This is a genomic window from Nonomuraea sp. KM90, from assembly GCF_052246675.1.
In the GTDB taxonomy this organism is placed as follows: domain Bacteria; phylum Actinomycetota; class Actinomycetes; order Streptosporangiales; family Streptosporangiaceae; genus Nonomuraea.
This window is the reverse complement of record NZ_JBQQCB010000013.1, coordinates 1-18,399: the sequence shown is the minus strand read 5'-3', so window position 1 is coordinate 18,399 and position 18,399 is coordinate 1. Positions and strand designations below refer to the sequence as shown.

Genomic DNA, 18,399 nt, shown 5'->3' with positions numbered 1-18,399 from the left:
TGGTCGAGCAACACGCGAACGGACGGCACGGCGTGTCAGCCGATCCGGTCGTTCACCACCGAGTCCGAGTCGCCGCCCCACACGTCGTCGTCCTCGTGGAGCCAGGTGCTCGATTCCCGGTCCTGGGATTCCTGGCCCGCTCCGGCGCCGCCCATCCCGCCCATCGGCAGGAAGGGCATGCCCGTGCCGCCGGCGCGCGTGGCGCCGACGCCCGGCGCGCCTCCGGCCGGCATCACTCCGCCCCCGCCGCCGTACACGCCCCCGGACGTGCCGGGCCCGTACGACGAGGTGGGGCTGCCGTAGCTGTTCGTGGTGGGGACGGTCCCGGTGGGAACCGTGGATGCCGTCGTGGGCCGGTAGTCCTGCAAGTTGGTGTTCGTTCCCGAGCCGGGATTCTGGCCGTTCGGGTACTGACCGTTCGGGTACTGACCGCCGGGATTCTGGCCGTTCGGGTCCCGGCCGTTCGGGTTCTGCCCATCCGGGTTCTGGCCGTTCGGGTCCTGGCCGTTCGGGTCAGGCCCGGTCGGGGAGTCGGTCGGGGGGTAGCCGGGCGGATTCGTCCCGGGATAGCCGGGAGTGTTCGGTGTCGAGGGATCGGTCGACGGATCCAGGGCGCCGAAGGTGGGTCCTCCGGTGCCCGGACCTCCGGTCGGCATTCCGGACATATCGGTGTTTCCGTACGAGGCGGGGGTCAGGCCGCCCGTGTCACGGTTGCCGAACTGGGAGTAGTCGATCGGGTCGGGGTCTTCTTGCGGCATCTGCGGGGGGCGGATGTCCCGGAGCACCTTCTCCACCGTGTCCGGGATCATGATGTGGACGTGCGAGAGGTCGTCGCCGAACGTCTTCAGGTGGAGCCCCGCCAGCTCGTCCTGGGACCCCCAGTCCCCGGTGGCGCTGTCGCCCCCGTAGACGCCGGTGTAGACGCTGTAGAGGTCCGCGATGCTGTCATTCCAGCTGCCGCCGGTCAGTCCACCCTGGTTGGCCCAGGTGGGCATGATCCCCTTCCAGCCGTCATTGACGAACGACTTGTGCTTGCTCACCACCGTCGCGAGGGCCGAGATGGGTTCGGCCATCTTCTTCAGCTTGTCGGCCAGCTCGCCCAGCGTCACATAGAGGATCCCGAGCGCTTGCTGGGCCTCGACCGAGGCAGGGCCCTCCCAGACCTCGGCGAGCTTGCGGGCCTGCGCCTCCAGCCCGTTCTTGGCGGTGGTGACCGCCGTGTGGGCGTCGTTGTAGGCGGTGGCCGCCTGCTCGATGCGCGTCTCGTCGAAGCCGTTGATGAAGGTGACGACCTCCTCGACGCTCCGGCCGCTCGTCTCGACGGTCCAGGGCATGCAGGCGGGCTTCAGCAGGTGGATCTCGCGCTTGTTCTCTCCCACGCCGATCAGACCTCGCCCTCGTTGGCGGCGTTGGTCACCTGATAGGTGCCGGCCCCGGCTTCCACCAGGGTGATCGCGGTGGCGAAGTTCTCCAGGACGTCCTCGTAGACGGTGATGAACTCCTGGTAGCTCTGTACCAGCGTGGCGGCGAAGGCGGCGCCACCCTGCCAGTTGTCGATGCTCAGCAGGTGGCGACGCACGTCGGAGAGGTCGCCGTAAACGCTGAGGTCGTTGATCGAGCCCTGGCGCTGGGTACGGCCCTCACCGCTGATGGGCTTCATCACCTCGCGCAGCTCTCCGGCGATGTTCGAGATCTTCTGGGCGTCGTACGTCACGCCGTCGCGTTCGGGTTCAAGCCCTGGCCAGTCGCCGGGCGGTTGTGTCTCTCCCACGAGCCTCCCCCTTGGCACTCGATCAAGCAGCTTACTCGGATGTTTCTTTGCCGTACAGAAAACACATAGTCAACATGCGTAACATTAGGCAATATGCAGACCCAGAAGGACCTTTATCAGGCACAGCGCTTGATGGCGCAGCGCCTGGGGATGGCTCTGGTGCAGGGGGAGCCGGATGTGCCGGAATCCCCCATGCGACGGCAGAACGTGGCGACGTTCGCGGGCCTGCTGATCGCGATCCTGATCGTCGCCGGGTTCGGGATCTGGGGGCTGCTCAGCCCGGGGAACGCCACCAAGCTGACCGCGGCCGGTCAACTGCTCATCGAGGAGGAGACCGGGGCCTCGTACGTCTACAACCAGCAGACCGGCCAGCTCCAGCCGGTGGCGAACTACGTTTCCGCACGCCTGATGCTCGACAGCGCCGACATCCAGGTCAGAACGGTGTCCGCGGAGTCGCTGGCCGGCTTCGCCCGTGGCCGGAAGGTGGGCATCCAGGGGGCGCCGGACTCGTTGCCCAAGCGGGATCGGCTGGTCAAGGCCCCGTGGTCGGCGTGCGTGACCGAGGGGGCCGATGCCTCCGGCCTGCCCAAGCCGTTCGTGACCCTCGTGGCCGGGACCGAGATCGGCGGGACGCCCGTGGGCGGCGAGGCGCTGCTCGTCAGCGACGGGCAGCAGAGCTGGGTGCTCTGGGCCAACCAGCGCCTCCGGGCGGCGAACGTGAGCCGGCTCAGCGACCAGACGCCACGTCGCGTGCCCACCTCGTGGATCAACGCCATCCCCGCGGGCGTCGACTTCGCGGCTCCCAAGGTCCCGCAGCACGGCAGGAAGGCGGCCGGCCCCGGCGGGAAGGCGGCCAGGGTCGGGCACGTGTACAAGGTGGCGTCCGTGGCGGGCTCGAACGAGCGCTGGTACGTCCTGCTGGCCGACGGCCTGGCGCCGATCAGCCACACCCAGGCGATGCTCCTGCTCCAGGACCCGGCCAGCAAGGCCGCCTACGGCAGGAGCCCGGTCCGCGAGACGCCGATCGACGCGGCGAGCGCCAACGCGATGAAGGCGTCCGCGCGCACCATGCTGAACAACGGCCTGCCGGCCACCATGCCGCGTTTCCGCGCGCCCGGTGTGTCGGCCCCGCTCTGCGCGGTGTACGCGAACACCGGGAAGGGCTCGACCAGGGCCGTGCTGACCACCGGCAGCAAGATCCGCATCCCGGCGCCGACGGTCCGCGCCGGCGCGGACAAGGTCGACCAGGTGCTGCTCCCGCCGGGCAGCGCGGTGCTGGCCGGCACCCTGCCGGGCGACGGGCAACTGTCGGCGGTGCAGCAGTTCTCGCTCATCACGGACCAGGGCAGGAGGTTCCGGCTGACCTCGGCGGACGCGATAGGCAAGCTGGGGTACGAGGCGACGGACGTCGCACCGGTGCCCGCCCACCTGCTGCGGCTGATCCCTGACGGCCCCGCTCTGGACCCGGCGGCCGCGAGGACACCCGTGCAGGAGGTCCAGGCGATCCAGCCGGCGCAGTGACGCCGCCTAGATCTGGAAGCCGCCGCCCTGCGTCATGGTTTCGTCGATCTGCGGGGTGAGGGTGGCCATGTCCTCGTCGTAGGTCATGCCGTCGTTGGTGAACGGGGTCGAGCCGCCGTTCTGCATGGTGGACATCTGGGTCGGCATCGCCTCGAGCGTGGGGAAGATCTTGCCGGTCATCTTGGACTGCTGCACGACGACGGCCAGGACCGCGGCCATGCCGCCGGCCACCATGAGGTGCCTCTTGGCCACAGTTCTGATCGTGGAGGTGGCGGCATTGCCCACGGCGGCGTCCGTGGTCTCCGCGGCGACAGCGGTGGCCGGGTTGAACCTCATGGCCATCTTCGCGATCCCCCACCCCAGCATGGCGAGGGCGACGGCCGAGCAGACGATGGCGCCGACACGGTAGAAGCCGGCCGCCGAGTCGACCGCCTGGCCGGTGTCGTCCCTGGCCGCATTGAGATCGTCGATCGAGTTCTTGAAGCTCGTATGGACGCTCTCGAAGGCGTCGAACGCGCTTCCTTCCCACGTCCCCTGATCCTTGAGCTGGGTCTTCAGCGCGTCGAGCTGCGCGCCCAGCGTCACGAGCTCTTCCGTCCGCCAGCCCGCAGCCGATTCCGTCATGCCCTCGGGATCGGAGATCATGGTGCCGATGGTGGCGGCGACGTAGAAGCCCCACGGTCTCCAGATCATGCCGGCCGCGACCAAGGCCGTGCTCGCGGCCGCCATGTAGGTTTCCTTGTAGATGCTCACAGGTCCTCCTGTCCGATCACCTGGGGTGCGATGTCCTCATCGCCGCCCCAGACGCCCTCGTCCTCGGAGAGCCCGACGGTCTTGTCCCGGTCGCGTTCCTGGTCGCCCGCTCCGCCCGCACCGCCCATCGGCATCATCGGCATCATCGGCACGCCCGGCGTGCCCGCCCCGCGCAGCCCCGCGCCGACGCCCGGGATGCCGGCGTTCGGGCCGATCCCCGCTCCCAGCCCGGCGCCGGTTCCCCCGATGGAGCCAGGTCCCGTACGGGTGCCCAGGCCGGAGGGGTCCGCGGACGGCAGGTTGCCCGGCAGCTGCGGCGTCGTGGGCTGGTAGGACGACAGGTCGGTCTTGGCCGGGTTGAGCGCCGAGTCGATGCTGGGGACTCTCATGTCCGCTGGATCGGTGGTCGGCAGGTTCTGCTGGGGCAGGTCGGTGCCGGGCAGGTTCCCCGCCCCCGGGAGTTCGCCGCCGGGCAGCGTGCCGTCCGGCAGCGTCCCGTCGGGAAGGGTGCCGTCGGGGAGCGTGCCGTCAGGCAGCGTGCCGTCGGGGGGCCCGGGCAGGTCGGTGTCCGGCATGTCGGGCATGTCGCCCGCGCCGGTGGGCAGGTCCGGCTTCAGGCCGCCGAGATCCCCGGCACCGCCGAGGTTCCCCATGCCGCCGAGATCGCCCGCGCCACCGAGATCGCCTGCGCCACCGAGGTCGCCCAGCCCGTCACCGCTGTCGTCGTCGGCCTGCTGGTAGTTGCGATCGGCCGCCGTGAGGGCCGGCATCCAGGTCTCCAGCGCCCGGCGAGCCCTGGCCAGCGCCTCTTTCTGCTGGTTGATCGCGTCCCCGTGGACGCTCTGGATCCCCATGCCGATCACGCCGAAGTGCGGCCAGGGCACGCCCAGGCCGCCGGTCTGCCTCTCCAGAGCATCGACGCGGTCGACCTCCGGGCTGATCTTGCCGGCGCCGGCATCAAGCTCCTCCTTGGTGAAGGAGATGCCCGACGACATCTGGAATCCCTGGCTGCCGAAGTCCGGCACGTAGGGATTCGACCCGTTGTTCGTCATCCGATCACGGGGTCCGTCGTCTCGCAGCCGACTGTCCAGGCGCTCTTGTCTTCCGGCATGTACGTGCTCCGTTCCAGGTCACCGTGCTCGCCTCCGGCCCCGCCACCCATGAACGGCAGGAAGGGCGCGCCGGCCGACGTCCCGCCGGCACCGCGGGAGCCGGACGAGGTCAGTGCGGTTTGGCCGGTGCCGATACCCGGCGAGCCGATCACCGCGGGGGTGCCCGGCGAACCGCCCACGGGCGCGGGAGCGTAACCGTACGACGGGCTGATCGTGGTGGTGGGAGGCGTGGCCGGAGAGGCGATCGTGGCGGTGGTCGGCTGGTAGCTCGCCATGTCCGTCTGGCGGGGATTCGTGCCGTTCGGGCCATCGATGGTTGTCTTGTCGTCAGTGCCGATGACCGGCGGCACGGTGTCGTCGTCGCCGGTTCCCGTGACAGGGTTCTGCGCCTGCCCGGGATCCTCGGTCGTGGGCGCGTCCGGCGCCGGATCGACCGGGGCATCCGGGTTCTGCGGGTTCTCCGGGTTGTTCGAGCCGGGAGTGTCGGGGTCGGAGCCGCCCGGGTGGGTACCACCCGGGTTGGAGCCACCGGGATCGGATCCCCCAGGGTTGGAGCCGCCGGGAAGCGAACCGGTGCTGCCGCCGCCGGTGTTCGTCGTGCCGAATCCTCCCGAGCCACCGCCGTTGGAGCCGCCGCTGATCTCGCTCAGGGGCGTGCGGAAGGTGGGGCCCTGCGTCCCGGAGCCCGTGGGGTACTTCGGGTCCTGCGTGTCCACCGGGGCGGCGGGCAGGCTGACCGCGGGGAGCTCGTAGGAGACGCTGTGCGGCACCTCGATGTCGTAGATGCTGACGATCTTCTGGTTGAGCTCGTAGAGCGCGCGCTGGGCCTTGGTGTTCTCCAGGCCCTCCCTGACGAGCTCCTCCTCGGAGGAGGTCATGGACCCGGCGGCCGGGACCGTCACCTCTTCGTCGACCTTGCCCTGCGTCTCCCTGAGGTGGGCCGCGTACGTCTGCAGCGCCCCGCCCATCATGGACAGCTTGGTGGACAGCTCGTTGCCGGAGGCGTGCAGCATCTCGAGCGCGTGGCGGGCCCGGGAGGCGTCCGGACCCTGCCAGACCTCGGCGATCTTGGGCGCGTGCTCCTCCAGAGCGGTGACGGCCTGCTCGATCTTGGTCGCCGCGTTCTGGTAGGTCTGCCCGGTGCCCTCGATGTAGAAGGGGTCGGTGTTCTGGAGCAGCGCCTTGATCTCGCTCTTGGTCTTCGTGACCCAGGTGCCCTCCGGCAGGTTGCCGAAGGACAGGATGGTGACGACCTCCCGCTCACCCATCAGACATCACCCTCGTTGGCCCGGCGAGCCCGGTCGTGGTTGTCCGCGCTGGCCTCCACGGCCTCGACCACGCTCTGGTAAGCCTCGATGAACTTCTGGTAGACCTCGGCGAACTTCCTGCCCGCGTTGCTCGATCCGACGGTCGAGGCAAGGGCCTGCGCGTCGTCCCACTGGCCGATCTGGGCGGCCGAGAGCTCGCCGTCCGTCGAGATCTGATTGACGTTCCCGTTGGGCCGCTCGCCGCCGCCGAGCATGGCGTCGAGGTTGATCCTCAATTCCTGTGCGATGGCCCGTATGCCGACCGGTGAGTTCTCGCGGCCGTCACCGAACAGGTTCGGATCGACAGACAGCGGATCGGTGCCCCCGTCCGTCGCATCCCTGCTTGTCATACCTCACCTCTAGCAGCAGAACTCTCGGCCACCGCGTCCGGCGATGACCGAGAGGGGATCAACGAGCCCGTGTCAGTCCGTCCAGATGCTGATGTTGCGCCGTTCGGCGCTCTCGTAGTTGCCCTTGGCGACGTTGACCGCCGACGCGGCCTGGAACAGCTGCTGGCCCATCGCCTTCTCGTGCTCGTTCCACCGGCGGCGCTTGTCCTCGAAGAAGGTCTCGGCCTCGCCCTCCCAGCTCGCGCCGAGCTCCTTCTTGATGTCGGCGTAGAGGTCGTCGGTGGCCCGGTCGAGCTCGGTGACGATCTTCTGGAGCTGCTCGTAGGCCTGCTCCATCGAGCCGAACCGGACGTAGGTGTAGTCGTCGGGCATCGTCATGGCGTTCTCCGTCCTGCTCAGCGGTTGGCGTTGATGAGGGAGTCGATACGACCGGCCTCGCCGGCCCCGACGAAGCCGCCGGCGATGTCCATGTTCTGGTCGGCGGCGTTCCGGTAGACGCCGGCGCCCATGTTCAGCCGGTCGTAGATGTCCTCGAGGATCTGGATGACTCCCCTGAACTCGCCGTCCCACTGCGTGAGGGCCGTGGCGAACTTCTGGGACGCGCCGCCCTTCCAGCCCTGAGTGGTGAGGTCGGCCTTGATCTGCTCGACCCGCTGCCGCATGCCCTCGATGTACTGGGCGGTCTCCTGGCAGTAGCCTGCCGCGTTCGTCAACTGAGTAGGGCTGGCCCCGTACAGTGCCACCTGGACCTCCAAGTCGGTATGGCGTTGCTGCTCCGGCGGGCGGTCACCCCTGAGTGGAACCGACTACCCCCGCGATCAACCTCAAATTGCATGTTAGCCACCAATAGCCCCGTAATTCCCAGTAATCACAGATTACGGATCAGTCGCGCCCCGGCGACTTTTGGATGAACGCCCTGCTGGACGGCCTACCATGCCCTGACAGGTGGCGAACCGCGGCGGTGGACGGACCACGTCAGAGGTCCATCCGGCGGCGGATCTGATTGAGCTGGCCCATGACGTCCGTGAACGCCTGCTCGTGGAGCGACTCCGCCTCCTTGAGCTTGCTGAGCGCGGCGTCGGGGTCGTTGACGTACTTCATCGGATCCTCGTCGTCGCCGAACAGCTCCCGCATGCCGGCGCTGAACTGCTTCTGGAAGTCCGCCGAGGCGTCCGCGATGGCCGTCTTGATCAGGTCGGCCAACTCGCCCGAGGCCAGGCGCATCGCCTTGGGATGCAGCTCCAGCTCCCGTACGCCCTGGTGGTCGTACTCCACGGTGACCATGCCGTTCTCGTCCTGGGCGTGGCCGACGTACGAGCCCACGTCCCGCTGGAACCGCTCCAAGAGCCCGATCTGCTCGTCGGCGCCCTTCAGCAACTTGTCGATGTCGATGTTCGCGAAGTCGCCGAACTCCTGCATCCCACTACCTCTCTGAACAGATCAACCGGACAGCCCGCGCACCCACGTGTAGACCTCGAGCACGCCCAGCGCGAGCGGGAAAAGCTGCACGATCAGCACGACGTCCAGGATGTCGGCCGCGCGGCCCCAGAACGGCGAGGGTTTCCCCGTCGCCAGCCAGAGCCCGATGCCCACGCTCGTCAGCGCCAGCCACAGCACCCCGATGGCCACGGCCAGCGACCCGACGAGCTCACCGGAGCCGACCAGGGACAGCGCGAGCATGGCGAAGCCCGCCAGGCCCGAGCCGATGAGCCAGATCCGCTGGCCGAGCCCGCGGAAGACCCGGGCCCGCATGATGAGCGTGAGCGACAGCGACACCATCATGACGACCGGGACCCAGCCGTCGGCGAACACCAGCAGCAGCTGCGCGACCAGCGCGGACAGGCCGATCGCCGCGATCATGCCGGTGGCGTAGCGCTGTGCGCCCCTGGTGCGCTCCTGGATGGCCGCGGCGTCCAGGCGCTGGTTGTCGCTGCGGAGCTCCTCCGCGGTCGTCGGCATGGCCGGCAGCGGCACCTTGGCGAGCTTGAACGCCAAGGTGGGTATCAGCGGGCTGAACGCCAGCAACACCGCGATGGCCACCGCCGCCACGCCGGCGGGCGGCAACGGCCACACCATCACGACCGCGGAGCAGATCCCCGCGACCGTGGCGGCGACGGCCGTGCCGAGGAAGCCGGCGACGCCGTCGGAGATCAGCGCCCCGGCGACGGCCGCCACCAGCGCCGTGCAGGCCAGCGCCGCCAGCAGGTGCGGCACGCCGAACCCGAGCGGGGTCCCGCCAGGGGCGAACAGGCCTGCGACGAACCCGTACGGCAGTGCCGCGTGCCCGATCAGGGCCCCGGCCATCGAGTCGCCGACCGCCCTGGACAGCAGCGTGCCGGTGACGACCAGCAGCAGTGCCAGCAGCCCGGCCACGATCGTGACGATCAGACCTGACATGCCGGACATGGCCAGGCCGAACCCGCCCAGGACGAGCAGGCCGACCGCGCCGCCGGCGCCCACGATCCTGGTGTGCTTGGCCGACCAGACGCCGCCCTCGCGCACCCCGCCGGCGACCACGTCCGCCACGTCGTCATAGTGCGCGGGCGGCATGATCGCCTCGCGGGGCCTGAGGTAGAGGATCTCGCCGTCGAGCACGCCCAGCGCGCCGAGGCTCTGCCCCAGATCGAGCGGCGCCCCGCCCAGCCGCTGCAACGCCCACCCGGGAGCGGCCGCCGCCTCGCCGCCCACCTCTCCCAGAGCGCGCAGCAGGCCGGGAAGCACGTTCGGCAGCGGGACGTCGGCGGGCAGCGCCAGGTCGGCCCTGCGCCGCGGTCCGACGATCGTCACGTGGCACTGGGTCGGCAGCGGCATGGGAACCTGCGCCAGGGCACCCTGCTGGAACGGCCCTTGAGGCGGCGGACCAGGGGGTCCGGGATACCCGGGCGGCGGGCCCTGCCTCATCGGCGGACCCGGCGGACCGAGTGGAGGCCCCTGAACGATTTGTCCCATCTCAACTCTCCGGTCCCACCAGTGGTCACGGACAACAGAGAACATATCTGGTCTTTTCTGATAAGAACGTCTCGATGAGCATCGTCGTCGTACGTCGCCCAGAACGCCGCCCCGGCCCCAAGCCCCCGCGTGGCGAAATTCTGATCGAGTCGCCTCCCGAAATCCCCGAAGTCCAGGGCCAGGGCTTCGCGCTGGTCCTCACCTACCTCCCCATGGGAGCGGGGGCGGCCGCGATGGCCTTGATGTTCACCTCCTTCGGCAACGCCAACCCGATCATGTACGTGGCCAGCGGCCTTTTCGCGCTGTCCATGATCGGCATGACGCTGGGCCAGATGGGCCGCCAGTCGGGCGAGCGGAAATACCGGCTCAACGGCGCCCGCCGCGACTACTTCCGGTACCTGAGCCAGATCCGCAAGCGGACCAGGCGCGCGGCCCGCCAGCAGCGCGAGGCCCTGGAGTGGAGTGGTCCCGAGCCCGACGCCCTGTGGTGGATCGCCATGAGCCCCCGGCTGTGGGAACGGCGCCCCCGCGACGAGGACTTCGCGACCGTACGCCTGGGCACCGGCGTCCAGAAGCTGGCCGTCCAGCTCATCCCGCCGGACTCCAAGCCCGTCGAGGACCTGGACGCGCTGTCGGCCGGCGCGCTGCGCAGGTTCATCCGGGCCCATTCGACGGTCGCCGAGCTGCCCGTCGCCGTGGCGCTCGGCTCGTTCGCCCGGATCCGGGTGAACGGCGACCCGGTCGCCGTGCGCGACCTGCTACGCGCGATGATCGCCCAGCTGACCGTGTTCCACTCCCCCGACGACATGCGCATCATGGTGTGCGCCGGGGCGGAGTGGATGCCCCACTGGGAATGGGTCAAGTGGCTGCCGCACGCGCTGCATCCCGAGGAGGTGGACGCGGCCGGGCAGGTGCGGCTGATGGCGGAGAATCTGGCCGAGCTGGACCGGCTGGTCGGGGGCGAGCTCAAGGAACGCGCCCGGTTCCGGCCGGGAGCGGCGGCGGACACGTTGCCGTACCACGTGCTCATCGTGGACGGCGGGCACGTGCCGCACGACTCCCAGCTCGGCGGCGACGCCATCCAGGGCGTGACGGTGATCGACCTGTCCGGCTCGACCTCCGACGTGGCGGAGCAGTTCACGTTGCGCCTGGACGTCCACCCGGACGGGTTCCACATGGTGAAGATCGACCATGCGGGCAAGGAGCACCGGACCCGGTTCGGCGACCCCGACAGCCTCGACTACATGCGGGCGGAGGGCCTGGCCAGACAGCTCGCGCCGCTGCGGGCCTCGGCGGCCTCCGGCGGCGAGGCCGAAGACGTGCTGGCGGTCAACACCACGCTGACCGAGCTCCTGGGCGTCGGCGACCCGGCCCTCCTGGACCCGGCGGTCACCTGGCGCCCGCGAGCCGGCCGCAACAGACTGCGCGTGCCGCTCGGGCTCGGGGCCGACGGCCGGGTGGTGGAGCTGGACATCAAGGAGTCGGCGCAGGGCGGCATGGGCCCGCACGGGCTGGTGATCGGGGCCACCGGCTCCGGCAAGAGCGAGCTGCTGCGCACGCTGGTGCTGGGGCTGGCCGTCACGCACTCCCCGGAGATCCTCAACTTCGTCCTGGTCGACTTCAAGGGCGGCGCGACCTTCCTGGGCCTGGACTCGCTCGCCCACGTCTCCGCGGTCATCACCAACCTGGAGGACGAGCTGCCGCTGGTCGACCGCATGCACGACGCGCTGCACGGCGAGATGGTGCGCAGGCAGGAGCTGCTGCGCGCGGCGGGCAACTTCGCCTCGTTGCGCGACTACGAGCGGGCCAGGGAGCAGGGGGCGGAGCTGGCGCCGCTGCCGACGCTGTTCGTGGTGCTCGACGAGTTCAGCGAGCTGCTGACGGCCAAGCCGGAGTTCATCGACCTGTTCGTGATGATCGGCCGCCTGGGCCGCTCGCTCGGCGTGCACCTGCTGCTGGCCTCGCAACGGCTGGAGGAGGGGCGGCTGCGCGGCCTGGACACGCACCTGTCGTACCGGATCGGCCTGCGCACGTTCTCCGCGATGGAGAGCCGGGTCGTGCTGGGCGTGGCCGACGCGTACGAGCTGCCCTCGGCGCCCGGCAACGCCTACCTCAAGTACGACACCTCGGGCATGACCAGGTTCAAGGCCGCCTACGTCTCGGGCCCCTACCAGGGCGACGGCCGCCGCGGCGGCGCCGACGACGGCCACACCATCCTGCGCCAGGTCGTCGAGTACGGCTCGGCCTACATGCCGCTGCCCGTCGTGCCGCAGCCGCCTAAAGAGACCCCGTCCGTGGAGATGGACGAGCGCGGCCAGCAGGACAGCCTGCTCGACATCGTCGTCCAGCGGCTGGCCGGACACGGCCCGGCGGCCCATCGCATCTGGCTGCCCCCGCTCGACCAGTCGCCCACGCTCACCCACCTGCTGCCGCCGCTGTCGGTCACGCCGGAGCTCGGCCTGTCCACGCCCGGCTGGGACGGCAGGGGCAAGCTGCACGCCGTCATCGGGATCATCGACCGGCCGTTCGAGCAGCGGCGGGATCCGTACTGGCTGGATCTGTCCGGGGCGGCCGGGCACATCGGCGTGGCCGGCGGGCCGCAGAGCGGCAAGACCAACGTGCTGCGCACGCTGATCGCCGGCATGGCGCTCACCCACACACCGCGCGAGGTGCAGTTCTACTGCCTGGACTTCGGCGGCGGCGGCCTGGCGGCGCTGGAGGGGCTGCCGCACGTGGGCGGCGTCACCAGCAGGCTGGACGCCGACCGGGTACGCAGGACCGTCGCCGAGGTCTCCGGGATCCTGCGGCAGCGGGAGCGGGGCTTCGCCGAGGCCGGCATCGAGTCCATGGCCACCTACCGGCGGATGGTCGCCGACGGCAGCATCCAGAGCGACGGCTGGGGCGACGTGTTCCTGGTCATCGACGGGTGGCTGACGATCAGGCAGGACTTCGAGAGCCTGGAGGCCGTGATCACCGATCTGGCGGCGCGCGGGCTCGGCTACGGCATCCACGTCGTCACCACGACGAACAAGTGGTCGGAGTTCCGGCCGGCCATCAGGGACCTGTTCGGCACCAGGATCGAGTTCAAGCTGGGCGACGCGTACGAGTCGGAGATCAGCAGGAAGGCGTCGCTCGCGGTGCCGGAAGGGGCGCCAGGGCGCGGCTTGACCAGGGACGGCATGCATTTCCTCACGACGCTGCCGCGGATCGACGGCCAGCGCACCTCCGAGGACGTCTCCGAGGGGCTGCGGTCGCTGGTGGAGATCGTACGAGAGTCCTGGCAGGGACCCTCGGCGCCGCCGGTGCGCCTGCTGCCCGCGCTGCTGCCCGCGGCATCCCTGCCGGGACAGGACCAGACGGGCCCGCAGCGCATCGCGATCGGCATCGACGAGGACTCCCTCTCACCCGTCATGATCGACTTCGACGCCGACCCGCACTTCATCGTGTTCGGCGACAACGAGTGCGGCAAGTCCAACGTGCTCAAGCTCATCATGGAGGGGGTGGTCCGGAGGAAGACGCCGCGCGAGGCCATGATGATCGTGATCGACTACCGGCGCTCGCTGCTGGACACGGCGGTGACCGAGCACCGCATCGGCTACGCCGCCTCCAGCACCGCGGCCGCCGAGCTCATCCAGGACGCCCGCTCGGCCCTGCTCAAGCGCCTGCCCCCGGCCGACCTCACGCCGGAGCAGCTGCGCAGCCGGAGCTGGTGGCAGGGCTCGGACCTGTACATCGTCGTGGACGACTACGACCTCGTGGCCACCTCGAACAACCCGCTGGCGCCGCTGACCGAGCTGCTGCCGCAGGCCCGCGACATCGGCCTGCACCTCGTGCTGGCCAGGCAGAGCGGTGGCGCCAGCCGCGCCATGTACGACCAGGCCGTCCAGCGCATGAAGGAGATGGCCGGCCCGGCGCTGATCATGTCGGGCAACAGGGACGAGGGTCAGCTCTTCGGCAACATACGCCCGCAGCAGCTGCCCGTGGGGCGCGGCTTCTACGTCGACAGGAAGTACGGCGCGCGTCTGATCCAGACCGCTTACCTGGAACAGCCGTAGCATCCGTGAAGGTGTCCATCATGATCGCGTTTCGCGTTCTCACAGACGGTCGGGGAGCCCCATGAGCTACGTGGACGTGCACGTCCAAGCACTCGAAGAATGCGGGCGGCAGGCCCACAGGGTGAAGAACATGCTCGACTTCGACGACGCGTTCGTGAACACCGACGTCACCCCGCCACGGGGCGACACCGGGACCGCCATCTTCGGGGAGCTCGAAGGCGCCACCGAACTGGCCGCCAAGATCGACGCGGTCTGGGAATCGGTCAGGGCCGAGCTCGGTGAGGGGCGCAACCGCATGGCGAACGTCGAGCGCGCGCTCGGCCAGGTCGCCGCCAACTTCCGCGGCGCCGAAACGGGATCCGGCGCATGAGCGTCGTCGAGAGCCTGGCGGCGCTGAAGACCCAGGTCGACGGCGACCCGGCGGCGATCAGGAACATCGCCGCCGGCCTGCGGTCGATCGGCGGGCACGTCTCCACCTCCACGAACCAGCTCGCCAGGAGCGTCACCGAGGTGGGCAAGGCCTGGCAGGGCGACTCGGCCGTCGCCTTCGCCGACCACATGGCGGCCTACCCCCGGGCCGGCCAGGACCTGAACGGGGCCCTCTCCTCCTGCGCCACCGCGCTCGACACCGCCGCCACCAAGCTGGAATCGGCCTACACCACGGTCAGCGGGCTGCATGACGCCGCGGTCTCGGCGCAGAACGAGTACAAGCGCGACCACCGCGACGCCACGCAGGCCGAGATCGACGACTACGTCAAGGACAAGCTCGGCGACCCGGTCACCACCGCCGGCCAGGCCGTCACCGAAGCCGGGAACGCCCTGTCCACCGCCACGACGGCGCTCAGCGGTCAGCTCGGCGAGGAAGGGTTCGGCTTCTTCAGGGGCATCCGGCAGCCCGGCGGCGCCGACTTCCTGCCGGGGGACCACAAGGTGGACTGGCAGAAGATCACCGGCTATTCCCCCACCAGGCTCGCCTCGGCGGACGGCCCCGGCGGCCTCCACCCCGACCTTGCGGGAGGCGGAGGCGGCGGCGGAGGTGGGGGCGGCGGCGGTGGCGGGGGTGCCGGCGCGCCGTCGTCGTACGGCAACGCCCCGGCGCCCAAGGGCCAGGTGGTCGACTGGATCAAGCAGGCTCTCACGATCATCAAGTCGCCCGAGATGGCCGCGATCATGAGGCGGCGGGGCCTGGACGTGAGCGACCTGGACCCGAACGACCCCAAGGACATCCAGCGCATCTGGACGGTCATCTACCACGAGTCCGGCGGCAACCCCAACGCGATCAACAACTGGGACATCAACGCCAAGAACGGCGTGCCGTCCCAGGGGCTGATGCAGACCATCCCGCCCACCTTCAACGCGCACGCCCTGCCCGGTTACGGCCAGATCCGGGAGCCGGTGGACAACATCATCGCCGGCGTCCTGTACACCTACAGCCGCTACGGCGATCTCGGCGGCCATCCGGGCATCTCATCCCTGGAAAGGGGAGGCGGCTACCGGCCCTACTGAAGCCAGGAAAGATCAGGTTACGCATGCATTAATTCTGATCTTATATTGCGTACTACCTGGTTAAAGGCCCATTTGGTGGGATTGTGCCGGTGTACAAAGATCGAGTGTCGACTCCATATTCGCCGAGCGCCTCGACGACACCCGAACCGACTCCGTCGGCGTCACCGTCCCCATCGGGAACCCCCACCCCGACGGTAACCACCACCCCGTCGCCATCGGGGACCCCCACCCCGTCGCCATCGGTGACCCCCACCACGAGCCCGTCCGGAACACCCACGCCGAGCCCGTCGCTGGTCAGCCCGTGCCCCCACTCTCCGAAGTGCCCGCCGCCCGTGTGCCTGCCGCCCTCGTTGCGGCCCACCACGGCGCCCACGAACGCCAACGAGCCCGCCAACGCCTCCAGAGAGCGTGAGAACCCCGGCGGCTCGTCGGACCTTCCCGGGTACGAGACCCAGGCCGGCTACCTCGACGCGTTCGCCGGGGCCATGAGCGCCACGGCTCAGGGCGTCGGCCTCGTCAGGGACCGGACCCCCCGCTTCGAGGGCTGGAACCTGGCCCCCCTCGCCGGTGTCCCCATCGTCGGCCTGGCGTTCGTCGGCCGGTTCAACCGCATCTCCGACACCTGGGGGGACAGCGCGGGGATCCTGCACGGCGTCCTCGCCGCCGACAGCGGCAAGATCACCAGGTCGGCACAGAACTACCGGAACGCGGAAAACCCCGGCGGAGACAACTGAGAAGGACGCATGTCGACTCCATCGAACCAGCCGCCGAGGCTGATCATCCCCGGTCAGGGCACCGCCCCGCAGGCCACGCAGCAGCTCCACATAGCCAACTCCAACGGCACCGTCGCGAGGACCGTCCAGGTGCCGCCCGCCGCCGCGCGTACCGACCCGGGCTTCTACAAACGCCTGGTCACCCAGCTGAACCCGCTCCGGCAGAGCACCCGGGGGGCCATGCTGATGTCCGGGTTGGGCGTGGCGGCGCTCGGCCTGGACGTCGCGGCCACGCTCAATCTCGGCAACCCGTTCCTGTTCTACGACAGGCGGGAGACCTGGAAGGAGATGTCCGGCTCGCTGGAGGGCAACAGGTCGAACCTGTGGCGCGGCTACTTCGACAACGTCTCGCCGCACTGGAAGGGCCATGCGTCCGAGATGCTCCAGCAGTACATCAGGTTCAACGTCAACGGCCTGTTCGGCCAGCTCGGCAAGGTCAGCGACGACATGAGCAGCACCATGCACAGCCAGTTCAAGGAGGTGCTCGAGTACGACCTGTCGGTCTTCGGCCTGTACGCCGCCTCGGCACCGGTCCTCAGAACCCTGACCTCCTTGAGCGCGCACCCCGTGGGACGGGCCGCCCTCATGACCCAGGTCGGCGTCTTCATGGGTGCGCTCGGCAACCTGGTCAAGCAGTTCGGCGACATCTACCTCGCCAACGAAGGCAGCCTCAACAGCCTGGAGCTGCGGCTCAACGACCTGAGGGGCGCCTTCTACCAGTCCGGCAACCCGGACCTGGGGCCGCGCGACCTCAACCTCGCCTCCACCATCGACGACCCGGACAGGGTGCAGGACCTCTGGGTCCCGGCCACGGAGAACGAATGAAAGAGATCAACGCCTTCGCCGAAGGCAGGGAAGGCGACCTCGCGGGCCTGCTGCGGGAGATCAACGACTGGACCGGCACGCTCGCGAGCAGGATGGACGACCTGGCCCGGGAGCATCTGGAGGGCGCCGACGCCGGCGGGGTCGTACGCGCCCGGGTCTCCGGCGCCGGCCGCCTGCTCGGGCTGAGCATCGACGGGCGCGGCCTGCGCGACCTCGACCACGTCCAGCTCGCCGAGGCCGTCAAGGAGGCGATCGGCGCGGCCCACGCCGCCATGGGCGAGCGTCTGACGGAGCTGACGGCCGAGCTCTCCGGCCTGGAGGCGTCCGGGCGAGCGGCACAGGACCCGCTGGCGCCGCACGTCCAGCGAGTGATGCGGGAGGGATGAGCCGTGCGGGAGATGCTGGAGGCGATGGCACGCCTGGACAAGCTGGCCGCGGCCGCCAGGCGGGCCGAGGAACTGGCGGCCGAGTGGGGCACGCGCCGGTTCGTCGGCCGCGCCGACGAGGGCCGGATCGTGGCCACGACCGACGCTCTCGGCGCCCTGGTCGAGCTGGAGATCCATCCCCTGAGCAGGAAACGGCTGGACGCCCGCCGCCTCGGCGACGAGATCCTGGCCGCCGTCGTCCGGGCGGAGGCGGCCGCGGCGGCCGCCAAGGACGAGCTGATGGACGACCTGCGTCCCTGACCGTGAGGCACTGAACGAGAACCCCCTCCGGAAGCATCCGGAGGGGGTTCTCGCGCGGTGCCGTGGTGCGGTCAGCCGCAGTTGGACCAGTTCGCGTCGGTGCCGGAGGACCCGACGCTGCCCGAGAAGCGCACGCACTTGCCCTTGGCGGGCAGCTTGACGGGGCCGGCGTAGAAGTCGTAGTTGCCGCTCTGGGTGCTGCCGGGACCGCCCTGAACCTCGAGCGTGGCGCTCACCCGGGTCGGCTTGCCGACGTCCGTGGTCTTCATCGTGACCACGCAGTTCTCACCGGTGCCGGAGTTGTAGAGCTGGAACGTCTCGCCGCCGGGGAAGGCCTTGCTGCGCTGCACGAAGAAGCCCGCCCCGCAGACCTGCACCGGCGAGTACGGGTTGCGCATCGGCGGCGGTGGGCTGGCCGTGGTGGGCTTCGGCCCGATCGTGGTGGGCCTGGGCCCGGCCGTGCTCCTCGTCGGCGCGGGCGTCGAAGTCGGCGGCCTGGTCGTCGGCTTGACGGTGGTCGTCGGCTTCGCGGTGGTCGTGGGCTTGGCGGTGGTCGTGGGCTTGGCGGTGGTCGTCACCGTCGGCGTCGGCGTCACGGTGACCGTGACGGTCGGCGCGGGAGTCTGAGCCGAGGACGGCGTCGGGGTCGGGGTGGCGGTCGTCTCCGGATCGGTGATGAGCGCGTTCGACGGCGTCGGACTCTGGGTCGGCGACGGCGTCGGGGTCTGCGTCACGGTCACCGTGGGCGCGGCCGACGTGGGCGCGGAGGTGGTCGGAGCGGCCGACGTGGG

At 69.9% G+C, this 18,399-nt stretch carries 20 protein-coding genes; 9 read left to right on the top strand and 11 right to left on the bottom strand.

Features of this window, described 5'->3' with window-relative positions; genetic code table 11:
• Nucleotides 1-35 precede the first annotated feature (35 nt).
• Both ACTWPW_RS16800 and ACTWPW_RS16795 read right to left on the bottom strand, forming a co-directional pair.
• On the bottom strand, nucleotides 36-1,379 hold the full coding sequence (locus tag ACTWPW_RS16800; RefSeq protein ID WP_443169203.1) for a WXG100 family type VII secretion target: 1,344 nt from the start codon (nucleotides 1,377-1,379) through the stop codon (nucleotides 36-38).
• 5 nt (nucleotides 1,380-1,384) lie between these two features.
• Complete coding sequence (locus ACTWPW_RS16795) at nucleotides 1,385-1,771, bottom strand: hypothetical protein (RefSeq protein ID WP_375116285.1); 387 nt, start codon at nucleotides 1,769-1,771, stop codon at nucleotides 1,385-1,387.
• Between the two features lie 93 nt (nucleotides 1,772-1,864).
• On the opposite strand from ACTWPW_RS16795, the gene eccB reads away from it, so the two are divergent.
• Complete coding sequence (eccB, locus tag ACTWPW_RS16790) at nucleotides 1,865-3,292, top strand: type VII secretion protein EccB (protein ID WP_375116284.1); 1,428 nt, start codon at nucleotides 1,865-1,867, stop codon at nucleotides 3,290-3,292.
• A gap of 6 nt (nucleotides 3,293-3,298) precedes the next feature.
• Here the strand turns inward: eccB and ACTWPW_RS16785 are convergent, their stop codons facing one another.
• The 8 genes from ACTWPW_RS16785 to eccD all read right to left on the bottom strand — a co-directional run bounded on the left by ACTWPW_RS16785 (nucleotide 3,299) and on the right by eccD (nucleotide 9,601).
• Nucleotides 3,299-4,045 (bottom strand): WXG100 family type VII secretion target, encoded by a 747-nt coding sequence (locus ACTWPW_RS16785; RefSeq protein WP_375116283.1) that lies wholly within the window; start codon nucleotides 4,043-4,045, stop codon nucleotides 3,299-3,301.
• Nucleotides 4,042-5,097, bottom strand: a complete 1,056-nt coding sequence (locus tag ACTWPW_RS16780) for a hypothetical protein (protein WP_443169202.1) — start codon at nucleotides 5,095-5,097, stop codon at nucleotides 4,042-4,044. The genes ACTWPW_RS16785 and ACTWPW_RS16780 overlap by 4 nt, the downstream gene beginning before the upstream one ends.
• The gene (locus tag ACTWPW_RS16775; RefSeq protein ID WP_443169201.1) at nucleotides 5,094-6,425 is read right to left on the bottom strand and encodes a hypothetical protein; all 1,332 of its coding nucleotides are present in this window, start codon (nucleotides 6,423-6,425) and stop codon (nucleotides 5,094-5,096) included. Before ACTWPW_RS16775 ends, ACTWPW_RS16780 begins: the two co-directional genes overlap by 4 nt.
• A complete protein-coding gene (locus tag ACTWPW_RS16770) occupies nucleotides 6,425-6,814 on the bottom strand; it encodes a hypothetical protein (protein ID WP_375116280.1) in 390 nt (129 codons plus the stop codon). The genes ACTWPW_RS16775 and ACTWPW_RS16770 overlap by 1 nt, the downstream gene beginning before the upstream one ends.
• A gap of 72 nt (nucleotides 6,815-6,886) precedes the next feature.
• Nucleotides 6,887-7,192 carry a WXG100 family type VII secretion target gene (locus tag ACTWPW_RS16765; protein WP_375116279.1) on the bottom strand — a complete coding sequence of 102 codons (306 nt, stop codon included), beginning with the start codon at nucleotides 7,190-7,192 and terminating at the stop codon, nucleotides 6,887-6,889.
• Nucleotides 7,193-7,209: 17 nt separating this feature from the next.
• The gene (locus tag ACTWPW_RS16760) at nucleotides 7,210-7,527 is read right to left on the bottom strand and encodes a WXG100 family type VII secretion target (protein WP_375116278.1); all 318 of its coding nucleotides are present in this window, start codon (nucleotides 7,525-7,527) and stop codon (nucleotides 7,210-7,212) included.
• 262 nt (nucleotides 7,528-7,789) lie between these two features.
• Nucleotides 7,790-8,233: a YbaB/EbfC family nucleoid-associated protein gene (locus ACTWPW_RS16755; RefSeq protein WP_375116277.1), complete on the bottom strand. Its 444-nt coding sequence runs from the start codon at nucleotides 8,231-8,233 to the stop codon at nucleotides 7,790-7,792.
• Nucleotides 8,234-8,254: 21 nt separating this feature from the next.
• Complete coding sequence (gene eccD, locus ACTWPW_RS16750; RefSeq protein WP_443169200.1) at nucleotides 8,255-9,601, bottom strand: type VII secretion integral membrane protein EccD; 1,347 nt, start codon at nucleotides 9,599-9,601, stop codon at nucleotides 8,255-8,257.
• Nucleotides 9,602-9,837: 236 nt separating this feature from the next.
• On the opposite strand from eccD, the gene eccCa reads away from it, so the two are divergent.
• The 7 genes from eccCa (at nucleotide 9,838) to ACTWPW_RS16715 (ending at nucleotide 17,608) form a co-directional block, all read left to right on the top strand.
• The gene (gene eccCa / locus ACTWPW_RS16745; protein WP_443169199.1) at nucleotides 9,838-13,818 is read left to right on the top strand and encodes a type VII secretion protein EccCa; all 3,981 of its coding nucleotides are present in this window, start codon (nucleotides 9,838-9,840) and stop codon (nucleotides 13,816-13,818) included.
• Between the two features lie 61 nt (nucleotides 13,819-13,879).
• The gene (locus ACTWPW_RS16740) at nucleotides 13,880-14,188 is read left to right on the top strand and encodes a hypothetical protein (RefSeq protein WP_375116274.1); all 309 of its coding nucleotides are present in this window, start codon (nucleotides 13,880-13,882) and stop codon (nucleotides 14,186-14,188) included.
• The gene (locus tag ACTWPW_RS16735; protein WP_375116273.1) at nucleotides 14,185-15,324 is read left to right on the top strand and encodes a WXG100 family type VII secretion target; all 1,140 of its coding nucleotides are present in this window, start codon (nucleotides 14,185-14,187) and stop codon (nucleotides 15,322-15,324) included. Before ACTWPW_RS16740 ends, ACTWPW_RS16735 begins: the two co-directional genes overlap by 4 nt.
• 242 nt (nucleotides 15,325-15,566) lie before the next feature.
• Nucleotides 15,567-16,058, top strand: coding sequence for a hypothetical protein (locus ACTWPW_RS16730; protein WP_443169198.1), 492 nt, complete (start codon nucleotides 15,567-15,569; stop codon nucleotides 16,056-16,058).
• Between the two features lie 9 nt (nucleotides 16,059-16,067).
• Nucleotides 16,068-16,922 (top strand): hypothetical protein, encoded by an 855-nt coding sequence (locus tag ACTWPW_RS16725; protein WP_375116271.1) that lies wholly within the window; start codon nucleotides 16,068-16,070, stop codon nucleotides 16,920-16,922.
• Complete coding sequence (locus tag ACTWPW_RS16720; RefSeq protein ID WP_375116270.1) at nucleotides 16,919-17,308, top strand: YbaB/EbfC family nucleoid-associated protein; 390 nt, start codon at nucleotides 16,919-16,921, stop codon at nucleotides 17,306-17,308. The genes ACTWPW_RS16725 and ACTWPW_RS16720 overlap by 4 nt, the downstream gene beginning before the upstream one ends.
• A gap of 12 nt (nucleotides 17,309-17,320) precedes the next feature.
• Nucleotides 17,321-17,608 carry a YbaB/EbfC family nucleoid-associated protein gene (locus ACTWPW_RS16715; RefSeq protein ID WP_375116405.1) on the top strand — a complete coding sequence of 96 codons (288 nt, stop codon included), beginning with the start codon at nucleotides 17,321-17,323 and terminating at the stop codon, nucleotides 17,606-17,608.
• Between the two features lie 71 nt (nucleotides 17,609-17,679).
• Here ACTWPW_RS16715 and ACTWPW_RS16710 read toward each other — a convergent pair whose 3' ends face one another.
• Nucleotides 17,680-17,958: a hypothetical protein gene (locus tag ACTWPW_RS16710; protein WP_443169197.1), complete on the bottom strand. Its 279-nt coding sequence runs from the start codon at nucleotides 17,956-17,958 to the stop codon at nucleotides 17,680-17,682.
• Between ACTWPW_RS16710 and ACTWPW_RS16705 the strand changes: the two genes are divergently transcribed.
• A complete protein-coding gene (locus ACTWPW_RS16705; RefSeq protein ID WP_443169196.1) occupies nucleotides 17,945-18,235 on the top strand; it encodes a hypothetical protein in 291 nt (96 codons plus the stop codon). The genes ACTWPW_RS16710 and ACTWPW_RS16705 overlap by 14 nt on opposite strands.
• Nucleotides 18,236-18,399: the final 164 nt, after the last annotated feature.